This window comes from Bartonella capreoli (genome assembly GCF_902813205.1).
Lineage (GTDB): Bacteria > Pseudomonadota > Alphaproteobacteria > Rhizobiales > Rhizobiaceae > Bartonella > Bartonella schoenbuchensis.
Genome location: NZ_CADDZX010000006.1, coordinates 56,048 through 67,969 on the forward strand (window position 1 = coordinate 56,048; position 11,922 = coordinate 67,969).

The following is an 11,922-nucleotide window of genomic DNA, read 5'->3' on the forward strand; positions in this document are numbered from 1 at the left end:
AACGGATAAAATTTGCAAATTGATTAACAAACATCAAGATATCGCTACCATGTTTTACCTTCTTCATGATAACATAAAGCAGGTGAGCTTATTTAAACCATTAATCGTCAATAGAAAGTGTTTTTATTTCCGTTATCGTGCTTCTAAACGATTTTTTGGAATAAAAATATTGAAGCGATTATATCAATATTTAAGTTTTTTTGCGTTAATTGTTTCCTTAAAGCTTACGCAACAAAAGGATAATATATGTTTATTCAAACTGAAACCACACCAAACCCTGCAACACTCAAATTTTTACCAGGCCGCGTGGTCCTTGCCAAAGGTGTGTTAGAGTTTCACAACAGCAAAGAAGCTGATCAAAATTCACCTCTTGCTGCTAAACTGTTTACAATTCCCAATGTCAGCAGTGTCTTGTTAGGACATGATTTCATTGCTGTAACAAAAAATGACGGGGAATGGCAGCATCTCAAACCAGCGATCTTGGGCACAATTATGGAACATTTTCTTTCCAATGACCCAACTGTTATCAATGATGCCACTCTCCAAACACAAGCACCTGAAGCGTATGAAGAATTTTATGACGAAAAAGATGCAGATATTGTTATGACAATTAAAGAGATTCTTGAAACACGTGTTCGCCCAGCTGTTGCTAATGATGGTGGGGATATTACTTTTCGTGGTTTTGAAGACGGTATCGTTTATTTAAATATGCGCGGTGCATGCGCTGGGTGCCCATCCTCAACAGCCACGCTCAAACACGGAATTGAAAATCTTTTGCGCCATTTCATTCCAGAAGTTTTAGGCGTTGAAGCCATGCCACAAGACGTTATTCTATAAATTTGAAAGTACCCCCGCCCAAGCAAATAGAAATAAGCCATCTTGTACAAATATCCCATACCAATCATTTGCTGAAAATCATTTTTTAAAAGCTATGGGAACTTGTTGCGTATGTATCGCAAACTGTTGCAACCTATTAGCACAAAAAATATAGCAGGAAAAACAGACAAGCAATTAAAGAAGACCAATAGGCTTGCATTACACGAAAGAAGTCTGCACTACACGAATGTCTGTATTACAAAAGACATTATACAAAGATCACCAAAAGCGCGTGAAATATAAAGTTGTAAATACAACAATGCTTCAAGGTATAAGAATGCCTTGTAATATACATGCTTCATGAGGCTTTAAAACACTTATAAACTTTCAAAACACAATAAAAAACGGGCCAAAATGGCCCGTTTCTTTTTACCTATGGGTTTAAGGCGCTTAGAAATCCATTCCGCCCATTCCACCCATTCCGCCGCCACCCATTGGAGGCATTGGAGTTTCTTTTTTCGGAAGTTCAGCAACCATTGCTTCTGTGGTGATAAGAAGGCTAGCAATTGATGCAGCATTTTGCAAAGCTGAACGCACAACTTTAACTGGGTCAACGATCCCCAAAGAAATCAAATCACCAAATTGACCTGTTGCAGTGTTGTAACCAAAAGTGTCTGAATTATTTTCAAGCACTTTGCCAACAATAATCGCTGCTTCTTCACCGGCATTAGTCGCAATTTGGCGTGCTGGAGCTTGTAGAGCACGACGGACAATATTAATACCAGCTTCTTGGTCTGCATTGCTTCCTTTAACAGTAATTGCGTTTGCAGCCCGCAAGAGTGCAGTTCCACCACCAGCAACAATACCTTCTTCCACCGCTGCACGCGTTGCGTTCAAGGCATCATCAACACGGTCTTTCTTTTCTTTCACTTCAACTTCTGTTGCACCACCAACACGAATAACGGCAACACCACCAGCAAGTTTAGCAAGTCTTTCTTGCAGTTTTTCGCGGTCATAGTCAGAAGTTGTTTCTTCGATCTGTGCTTTAATCTGGCTTACACGAGCACTGATTTGTGCTTTTTGTCCAGAGCCATCAACGATGGTTGTGTTTTCTTTAGAAATATGCACTTTCTTTGCACGGCCCAACATATCTAAAGTGACATTTTCAAGCTTAATGCCAACATCTTCAGAAATAACCTGACCTGATGTCAAAATTGCAATATCTTCTAACATTGCTTTACGGCGGTCACCAAAGCCTGGTGCTTTAACAGCACAAATCTTCAAACCACCACGCAGTTTATTAACCACAAGCGTTGCCAAAGCTTCACCTTCCACATCTTCAGCAATAATGAGAAGAGGCTTACCAGACTGAACAACAGCTTCAAGAACAGGAAGCAAGGATTGAAGATTAGACAATTTCTTTTCATGAATAAGGATGTAAGGATCGTCGAGATCAGCCACCATTTTTTCAGCATTTGTGACAAAATAAGGTGAAAGGTACCCACGATCAAACTGCATACCTTCAACGACTTCTAATTCCGTTTCAGCAGTTTTTGCTTCTTCCACGGTGATAACACCTTCATTGCCAACTTTGTCCATAGCATCAGCAATGATTTTACCAATTTCTGAAGCACCATTAGCAGAAATCGTTCCTACTTGCGCTATTTCAGCAGAAGTTTGGATTTTTTTCGCTTTTTTGAAAAGGCTTTCAACAACTTCTGCAACAGCAGAATCGATCCCACGTTTGAGATCCATTGGGTTCATGCCAGCAGCAACAGCTTTTACACCTTCTTGCACAATAGCTTGACCCAAAACAGTTGCTGTTGTTGTTCCATCACCAGCAATATCGTTGGTCTTTGAAGCAACTTCACGCAACATCTGTGCGCCCATATTTTCGAACTTATCTTCCAGTTCGACTTCTTTTGCAACGGACACACCATCCTTCGTGATACGAGGTGCACCAAATGATTTGTCAATCACCACATTACGGCCTTTAGGACCGAGTGTTACCTTAACAGCATTAGCAAGGATATCAACACCGCGCACCAAGCGCTCACGTGCTTCACGGCCAAATTTGACTTCTTTAGCAGCCATTTAATTTCTCCTTGGATATAAGTAAAACGAAACAAATTGAGAGAATGGATTAACCCAAAATCCCCATAATGTCGGATTCTTTCATGATTAAGAGTTCTTCACCATTAATCTTTACTTCGGTTCCAGACCATTTCCCAAATAAGATGCGGTCTCCTGCTTTAACTTCGAGAGGCACGCGCTTTCCATTATTATCAAGAGCGCCGTTACCAACAGCGAGTACCTCACCTTCTTGAGGTTTTTCCTTTGCTGTATCGGGGATGATAATCCCACCAGCGGTTTTATTTTCAGATTCAACCCGACGAACGACAACGCGATCGTGAAGTGGGCGGAATTGTGTGTTAGCCATGTTTTAAACCCTTAAAACTTAGTATAACTGATTAATCTTAAATTTTACTAGCACTCTTTAGTTGTGAGTGCTAGTAACAAATTTTATATAAAAATATTGATCCATAATGTCAAGGATTCTAAATAAAATAATTCATTTTATATTGATCCTAATTGACTCTTTGATTCTGGTCGAAAAATGCTTATCTTTTACTAAACTAATGAATATATATTAAGGGATTTTATGATGGTTAAAACACGCCAAGAAACCGATAGTTTGGGGACAGTTTCGGTTCCTCATGACCGTTATTGGGGAGCACAAACAGAACGTTCTCGACATAATTTCAATATTGGCTCAGAAAAACAGCCTCTCTCATTGATTTACGCTTTAAGTCTTATCAAAAAAACAGCAGCCCTTGTGAATATGCAAAAAGGGAAACTCTCGCAAGACATAGGGCAAGCGATTGTCACTGCTGCTGATGAAGTGCTTTCTGGTGCATTTGATACACATTTCCCCCTCGCTGTTTGGCAAACAGGGTCTGGCACACAAAGCAATATGAATGTCAATGAAGTGATCGCCAATCGCGCTAGCGTGCTTTTGGGTGGAACACTTGGCAGCAAAGCACCCGTGCACCCTAATGACCACGTGAATATGAGCCAATCGTCAAACGATTCTTTTCCAACAGCGCTTCATATTGCTACCACACTGCAAACACGCCAACATTTTTTTCCAATTCTTGATACTCTTATTGCCAGTCTTCAAACAAAAGAAGAAGAATTTGCAGACATCATAAAATTGGGGCGCACGCACACGCAAGATGCCACCCCGCTTACTTTAGGACAAGAATTTTCAGGCTACCGTGCTGCACTAGAAGCCAACCGCCAACGCATTGAAATGGCTCTTATTGATGTTCAAATGCTTGCGCAAGGGGGAACTGCCGTTGGAACAGGCCTTAATGCACCAAAAGGATTTGATGTTGCATTTGCTGAAACAATTAGTCCACTTACAGGGGTAACTTTCACAACCGCCAACAACAAATTTGAAGCTCTCGCTCACCATGGGGCCCTTGCCAATTTCCACGGAAGCTTAAATGCATTGGCAGCTGATTTGTTTAAAATTGCAAATGATATTCGTTTCTTAGGGTCAGGGCCACGCTCAGGCTTAGGCGAATTGAGCTTGCCAGAAAATGAACCTGGTTCTTCCATTATGCCAGGAAAAGTCAACCCCACCCAATGTGAAGCTTTAAGCATGGTTGCCTGCCAAGTCTTTGGAAATCAGACGAGTGTAACATTTGCTGCAAGCCAGGGCCATTTTGAACTCAATGCCTTTAAGCCTGTTATTGGTTATAATGTTTTGCAGTCTCTCTCACTTCTTGGTGACTCTATGCGTTCCTTTGATACTAACTGCATCAAAGGGCTGCGTGCTAATACAGATCATATCCAGTCTCTTCTTGAGCGTTCTCTCATGCTCGTTACAGCGCTTGCACCAGAAATTGGTTACGAAAAAGCTGCTGATATTGCTAAAACAGCCCATAAAAATGGAACAACCTTACGGGAAGAAGCTTTAAAAGCCGGAATTACTGAAGCTGACTACGACCGACTGGTTGATCCAAAGAAGATGATCCACTCACAATAAGGCTATTTTATGTTACGGATGAATTGATGTCATGATGAATGACAGTTTCACGTTATAATATCGGGTCGTTCACGGCCCAAATAGTCTTTTATTTTTAACAATTCAAGTGCTGCTAGAAATAAAGGTTGAAGTACTTTTTGCAGATCTTGAGTATATTTGCGGGGGTCGCTTTCATACTGTTCCAGATAAATGCGTACAGTTGCTCCCCCCGTTCCTGTTCCAGATAAACGCACGACCAGTCGTGCCCCATTTTCAAAAAACACCCGCACCCCTTGCTTTACACTAACGCTTTCATCAATGGGGTCATGATAAGCAAAATCATCACAGTGTGTAACAGTTAATCCAGCAATTTTTGCCCCTGATAAGGGTAACAATGTGCGCACATGCTCCATCATCATATAAGCTTTTTGTGCTTCAACATTTTCATAATCATAACGTGAATAATAAAAACGCCCATATTTGTGCCAGTGTTTTTGTACAATTTGTGCCGCTGTTTGCCCTGTTAGAGCCAAAAGGTTTAGCCAAAACAACACGGCCCATAAGCCATCCTTTTCGCGCACATGGTGTGAGCCTGTTCCAAAGCTTTCCTCACCACACAAGGTAACTTTTCCAGCATCTAAAAGTGTACCAAAAAATTTCCATCCCGTTGGCGTTTCAAAAAGATTGATCCCCTTTTCTTGTGCCACAAGGTCAGCAGCACGCCCTGTTGGCATTGAGCGTGCAATTCCAGCAATGCCCTGGCGATACCCTTTAATCAGGTGCGCATATTCTGCCATAATAGCCAGTGAATCAGAAGGCGTGATAAATTGTTTGCGACCAATAATGAGATTGCGATCACCATCACCATCAGAAGCAGCACCAAGATCAGGCCCAAGATCAGGCCCTTGATCAGACATGAGCAAACGATAAAGATCCTTTGCATGCACCAAATTGGGGTCAGGATGAGAGCCCCCAAAATCTGGTAAAGGGGTTCCATTGACCACTGTTCCTTGAGGAAAGTTTAAGCGCTTTTCAAAAATCTCTTGCGCATAAGGCCCTGTAACTGCATGCATAGCATCAAACCGCAAGGTCAAACCCTTTTTCACTGCTTGAAAAATGCAGTCAAAATCAAAAAGCTCTTCCATTAAAGCAGCATAATCTGCCACAGGGTCGATAACATCTACCTGCATGGAACCAATAAAACTTCGCCCTTGTGTTTCTAAATCAATGTCTGGAGCTTCAACAATTTTATAAGAAAAAAGATGTTGCGATGCTGCAAAAATAGCATCACACAAATAATCAGGTGCCGGGCCACCATTGGAAATATTATATTTTATACCACAATCACCATTCACACCGCCAGGATTGTGGCTTGCTGATAAAATAATCCCACCATGTGCATGATATTTGCGAATAAGGTGCGACACAGCAGGTGTCGATAAAATGCCCCCTCTTCCCACCTTAACACAGCCCACACCATTTGCAGCCGCCATTTTTAACACAAGCTGAATAAGGCTGTCGTTTAAATAGCGCCCATCCCCACCAAGGATGAATAATTTTCCCTCAAGAGGTCCAACACTGTTAAAAATGGACTGAATAAAATTTTCAACATAATGGGGCTGTTGGAACACAGATACCTTTTTGCGTAAACCAGATGTTCCCAGTTTTTGATCATGAAAAGCTGTTGTCAAAACAGTGTTGACGATCATAAAAATAACCTTCCTACTATTTTCTCAACTTGAAAGGGAACATCTGCTACAATTAACATTTCATCAAATAGCTTATCTTATGCAGAAACTTCCCACACCACCTTTTAGTTAAATGATCGCCCCCCCTGCAGCCCTTTTTATTTAAGGGGCTACCTATTCGAGCAGCTTTCATTCAACCTTTTTGCCAAGCATGAAATACTTGCAAATTTATCACAATCTACTACACTTCCAACATTCGTCGTTGAAAAACAAAAACCGTTTTTGCAACACAATCCCAAAAGGCTTATAGGAGCGTAATTATGATAAAAAAACAAGTTCCCAACGTAACTTTCCACACACGTGTACGGGATGAATCAGTCGGCGGGGATAATCCTTATCGGTGGCAAGATGTCAATAGTGACACTTACTTTAAAGGGAAACGGGTTATTCTTTTTTCTCTCCCGGGAGCGTTTACACCTACTTGTTCAACCTTTCAGCTTCCTGATTTTGAAAAACTTTATGACGAATTTAAAAAAGTCGGTATTGATGAAATTTACTGCCTTTCTGTTAATGATTCCTTCGTGATGAATGCTTGGGGTCAAAAGCAAGGCATTAAAAATGTGAAATTAATCCCTGATGGTTCTGGTGAATTCACCCGTAAAATGGGAATGCTCGTTGCTAAAGACAACCTCGGCTTTGGAATGCGCTCATGGCGCTATGCAGCGGTCATTAATGATGGGGTTATTGAACATTGGTTTGAAGAAAAAGGCTATTCAGATAATTGCCCAACAGACCCATACGAAGTCTCATCACCACAACATATCTTAAAAGCACTTCAAGGTTAAGTGTTAAACAAAGATCACTTCTTTAAAGAAGATTATATTTTTTAAAAATGCACATTAAAACAGCACAAACCGCCTTTAAGGAATTTGTGCTGTTTTTGTTTTAAGCCTTCAAAAAGGAAAAACATCTACCTTTTTTGGTCTCTCAAAATATCCTGCACAGCTTGAACCAATTGATTTTCTTTAACGGTTATTTGTGCTGGGCGACTTTCACGCCATGTTTGATTATCCTTAATTTCATTGGCTAAACGTGCACCTTCCACCAAATCTTTAATCTGAACCTCCCTGTACTGGCGTTCTTGTGACCCTTGAATCACCACACAGGGTGCACAGCGTCGATCTGCATATTTCATTTGCGCTTTAATACCTGACTCCCCTAAATATACTTCAGAGCGAATGCCTGCATTGCGCAATTGCTTCACCATGTTCTGATAACGTGCAACACTGCCTGGCTCTTGATCCATCATCAACACCACAACCGGACCTGTCTTTTCCTCCACAGGAAATTTCCCATAGCTTTGCAAAATTGCTATTAAGCGCGATATACCAATTGAAAAACCTGTCGCAGGGACATTGTCATTGCGAAAGCGTCCAACCAACCCATCATAACGCCCACCCCCACCAACAGATCCAATTGCAACCCTTTGCCCGCACTTATTGTAAAAAGCAATAGAGAGCAATTGAGCTTCAAAAACAGGCCCCGTATAATAGTCCAATCCCCGTACAACTGACGGATCAATTTTTATGCGGTCCTTATAATCATTGACGTCAAAAATTTCCTGCATTTCTTTAAGTTCACAGATCCCTTCAAACGCGCGAGCATTATGACCAATCATTGCTTTGAGATAATTAATCGTTACCTCATCATCCCTCATAGACAGAAAAGCAAGGATATACTTAATCTGGTCATCAGTTAGTCCGGCTCCTTTCGTGAAGTCACCGCTTTCATCCAAACGGCCTTCCCCTAAAAGCAACTCCACTCCCTCCAAACCAAGTCTATCAAGCTTATCGATTGCCCTCATAACAATTAAGCGTTTGTCAGCTTGTTCATCTCCCCCCAAACCAACTTCCTCCAAAACACCATCCAAAATTTTCCGATTACTTAGACGAATGACATACTCATCACACTCAAATCCCAATTTATTTAAACTATCCGCTGCCATCATGCAGACTTCTGCATCAGCAGCCACTGTTGATGCCCCTACAATATCAGCATCCAACTGCATAAATTGACGAAAGCGCCCGGGTCCTGGCTTGTCATTACGAAAAACAGGTCCAATACGATAGCTACGATAAGGTTTTGGCAAAACTTCAAAATTCTCAGCAACATAACGAGCAAGAGGTGCCGTGAGATCGTAACGCAAAGACATCCATTGTTCATCATCATCTTGTAAAGAAAAAACACCTGCATTAGGGCGATCTACATCAGGCAAAAACTTTCCAAGCACATCTGTATATTCAAAAATCGGTGTTTCAAGCGCTTCAAAACCATAAAGTTCATAAACTTCACGTATCTGAGCCGTCATTGCTTCAAGCGCCTGTAACCCTAAACCCGTGTAATCAACAAATCCCCGTGGTAAACGCGCTTTAGTTTTCTTTTGTTTCGTAGACATGATGTTTCTCTATTCAGCAATGTATATTTACGCATAACTCTGTGTTTTCGCGAACGATCATGTCTAACTTATCGAAATGAACGCTGCAAGACTTTATATAACCTGTGGTTATATAGACAACGATCTGACCTTAGCCTCATAAAAGAATATACCCCCATTATCATCAATTTCTACCCGCACACCAAAGCATCACCCAATATATGCCAAGGTTTAGCTATATTGTTTCTCATTTGTTGTTTCTTTATGTTCACGCATAACCTCACACTTGTGGGTAAGATGCTATTGCAATTCAAAATGAACACTGCAGTAATTTTATACTGCCTGGTGGTAGACATACACCGTCACCCCTTTTTATTACATGCCAATCATGCTGCCATCATATTACTTTTCCCAACAAGCAGGTATCATTAAATCGATCTCATTTTCATCAAAGACTTCCTAGACTCGTAGCAAAACTTCAAACGACAGATGTTTAACAGTGCCTTATACCGTTTTAAGAAATTCTTTTTGTCTTAGGAAATTTTTTTACATCAATGCGCAAAGAGCAGATGCGTTATTAATCAAATTAAAACTGTTCTAAAGTGATAAAAAATTGGTAAAAAACGATTGCAAAATTAAATAAAACTCGCCTTTTCTCAAGCAAACAAATCGTACCAGACTCTTTTAATCAACATTGACAGCCATTCAAAAAACGCTATTCATCGTATAAAACGTCCTTTTTTAACTTAAGAAAACACATATTCTCCCTATCTTAAAAGATGCGTTTGGCAATGTATGAGATGAAATATCGTCTTTAAAAGACTTAAGGAATAAAATGAAAATAACAATTTTTGGTGGTGGAATTTGGGGAAGAGCTCTTGCATTTGCTTTTGCACATAAAAATGAAGTCCGCATTGTTTCAAGACGTGATATCACCCCTGCACTAGACCCTTTAAACAAAACATTGAGTAATAATTCTCATTCAATCATTTCACAATGTTCCTTAAACGAGAGTTTAGATTCTACACTTTTTGTCATTGCTATTAGTGTGCAAGCTTTAAGAGAATGGTTTGCTCACACACCTTTGAAAAAAGACTCAAAAATACTCATCACAAGCAAGGGAATTGAAGAAAATAGTGGAGCATTTGTCAGTCAAATTGCCAAAGATTTTATTGCTCCAGAAAACCTTTGTTTTTTAGCAGGCCCAAGCTTTGCTAAAGAAATCATTCTCGCTCTCCCATGTGCCTTAACTATTCATTCGCATAATTTTACCCTTGCTCAAGAATTTGCAAGCAGAATGCCTGACTTTATCAAACCCTATATTGAAAGTGACATCATTGGTGGAGAAGTGGCAAGTGCATATAAAAATGTCATTGCCATAGCGGGTGGAGTTTGTGACGGATTGGAATTAGGTCAAAATGCCAAAGCATCTCTCCTATCGCGTGGACTTGTAGAAATGTATCAATTTGCAGAACATTTTGGTGCAAAAATGCAAACTTTTTTAGGGCTATCTGGTGCAGGCGACCTGTTTTTAACAGCAAATTCCCTTCTTTCCAGAAATTACCGTGTTGGGTTAGGATTAGCGCAAAACAAACCTTTGCAAAATATTTTAAACGAGCTAGGCGAAGTAGCAGAAGGTATCAAAACTTCTAACGCAATTACCCAAATTGCTCAAAGAGAAGGAATTTACGCACCTATCGCTACAGAAGTTCAAAAAATCATTCAAGGCAAAAACCCTTTAGAAAGTATGAGAACTTTGATGAAAAGGTGAACTTTAAATAACGTTCTAACAAAGAAATTTTATTCAATTTAAAGCAAGGCTTTTAAAGTACTCAGCAATGTTTACAGCCTTTGGCATCATAATAGCTACATACAGTTGCAATAACAGCGCCGATAAGGCCACCTAACACTGTTAAGCTCTAGTCTTTTTTAATATATAAATATTTTTTCTATACTTAAGTCTACTACAAAAATTCACCCCATTTGAAAAAATTATTTAAGCGTATTCTCGATCTCTAGTAAAAAATATTAAAGCATATTCAATGCAAAAAATATAATACTTTATCATTAGAGAAGAGCTTATTAATAAGCTAATATTTTTGCATGCTAGATTTTTGATTAGCGCACTTAGAGTGATTGTAGCTTTATTAGGTGCAAGTGTTTAGCCATGTTGCAGCTGTCAGAAGTAAGTAAGATCTGACAAGAAAGCCTTTTGTCTTTTTCACAAGTGTTTTTATTGTCCTAGTGTAATATGCACGATAACCAAAGGGATAAACGAAAATACAAAAGGATTCTTTGCAAAATGTATGACACTTTTTAAAAACTAAAGAAACACCACTGAGTTTAAGTTGAATACCTATCAACATACCTATACCAATACTCACAAGCGACATCATAATCATTCCTTTTTACAAAATGACCATATGACCTTTCTGGCCTTGAGTTTGAACAGATTATTGAGCACAGCAACAACATCTTTTACAATAATCATGCAGGAATAAGAACAGATGCTTTGTGCCTTATCACTTATACACCCTAGACATTTAAACGAGACAGATACACCCATTTACCGTCTGTATATAAAGGAACAACAGAAAGACAAACAGCCTCTCACCCCTTTTATAAAGACATGGCAGACATATAAGAGCTGTGCAAACATAAGAACTATGTATTGTACTATGAAGAGAGAAGAAACTTGTAGAGAAACGACCAGATAAGAATATTTTACAGCAGATACCAAAACTCTTAAAGTAGAGCACGCAAAAACCAATAAGAAGCAATTATTGATTTTCAACGGTGGTGTTTTTCAGGGAAGAGAGTACAGATTTTGTCAAGATTTTTTTGGTTGCGGGGGCAGGATTTGAACCTGCGGCCTTCAGGTTATGAGCCTGACGAGCTACCGGGCTGCTCCACCCCGCGCCATTGCAGAGATCTTACAGTTATTGTGACGA

Annotated in this window: 8 protein-coding genes and 1 tRNA gene; 4 read left to right on the forward strand and 5 right to left on the reverse strand. The window is 39.8% G+C overall.

The window, feature by feature from the left end:
- Positions 1 to 246 precede the first annotated feature (246 nt).
- On the forward strand, positions 247 to 837 hold the full coding sequence (locus J7R05_RS05950) for a NifU family protein (RefSeq protein ID WP_010704262.1): 591 nt from the start codon (positions 247 to 249) through the stop codon (positions 835 to 837).
- A 429-nt stretch (positions 838 to 1,266) separates the two neighbouring features.
- Here the strand turns inward: J7R05_RS05950 and groL are convergent, their stop codons facing one another.
- Together groL and groES are read right to left on the reverse strand one after the other, a co-directional pair.
- Positions 1,267 to 2,910, reverse strand: a complete 1,644-nt coding sequence (gene groL / locus J7R05_RS05955; protein ID WP_010704263.1) for a chaperonin GroEL — start codon at positions 2,908 to 2,910, stop codon at positions 1,267 to 1,269.
- 49 nt (positions 2,911 to 2,959) lie between these two features.
- On the reverse strand, positions 2,960 to 3,256 hold the full coding sequence (gene groES / locus J7R05_RS05960) for a co-chaperone GroES (protein WP_010702864.1): 297 nt from the start codon (positions 3,254 to 3,256) through the stop codon (positions 2,960 to 2,962).
- A 225-nt stretch (positions 3,257 to 3,481) separates the two neighbouring features.
- Between groES and fumC the strand changes: the two genes are divergently transcribed.
- On the forward strand, positions 3,482 to 4,870 hold the full coding sequence (fumC, locus tag J7R05_RS05965; protein ID WP_034990181.1) for a class II fumarate hydratase: 1,389 nt from the start codon (positions 3,482 to 3,484) through the stop codon (positions 4,868 to 4,870).
- A 47-nt stretch (positions 4,871 to 4,917) separates the two neighbouring features.
- Here the strand turns inward: fumC and J7R05_RS05970 are convergent, their stop codons facing one another.
- Positions 4,918 to 6,558: an alpha-D-glucose phosphate-specific phosphoglucomutase gene (locus J7R05_RS05970; RefSeq protein WP_208541600.1), complete on the reverse strand. Its 1,641-nt coding sequence runs from the start codon at positions 6,556 to 6,558 to the stop codon at positions 4,918 to 4,920.
- A 299-nt stretch (positions 6,559 to 6,857) separates the two neighbouring features.
- Between J7R05_RS05970 and J7R05_RS05975 the strand changes: the two genes are divergently transcribed.
- The gene (locus J7R05_RS05975; protein WP_208541601.1) at positions 6,858 to 7,382 is read left to right on the forward strand and encodes a peroxiredoxin; all 525 of its coding nucleotides are present in this window, start codon (positions 6,858 to 6,860) and stop codon (positions 7,380 to 7,382) included.
- A 125-nt stretch (positions 7,383 to 7,507) separates the two neighbouring features.
- Here the strand turns inward: J7R05_RS05975 and hisS are convergent, their stop codons facing one another.
- Positions 7,508 to 8,992: a histidine--tRNA ligase gene (gene hisS, locus J7R05_RS05980; RefSeq protein ID WP_208541602.1), complete on the reverse strand. Its 1,485-nt coding sequence runs from the start codon at positions 8,990 to 8,992 to the stop codon at positions 7,508 to 7,510.
- Positions 8,993 to 9,806: 814 nt separating this feature from the next.
- Between hisS and J7R05_RS05985 the strand changes: the two genes are divergently transcribed.
- On the forward strand, positions 9,807 to 10,742 hold the full coding sequence (locus J7R05_RS05985; protein WP_208541603.1) for an NAD(P)H-dependent glycerol-3-phosphate dehydrogenase: 936 nt from the start codon (positions 9,807 to 9,809) through the stop codon (positions 10,740 to 10,742).
- A gap of 1,071 nt (positions 10,743 to 11,813) precedes the next feature.
- Here J7R05_RS05985 and J7R05_RS05990 read toward each other — a convergent pair.
- Positions 11,814 to 11,890, reverse strand: a tRNA-Met gene (locus tag J7R05_RS05990).
- Between the last annotated feature and the right edge of the window lie 32 nt (positions 11,891 to 11,922).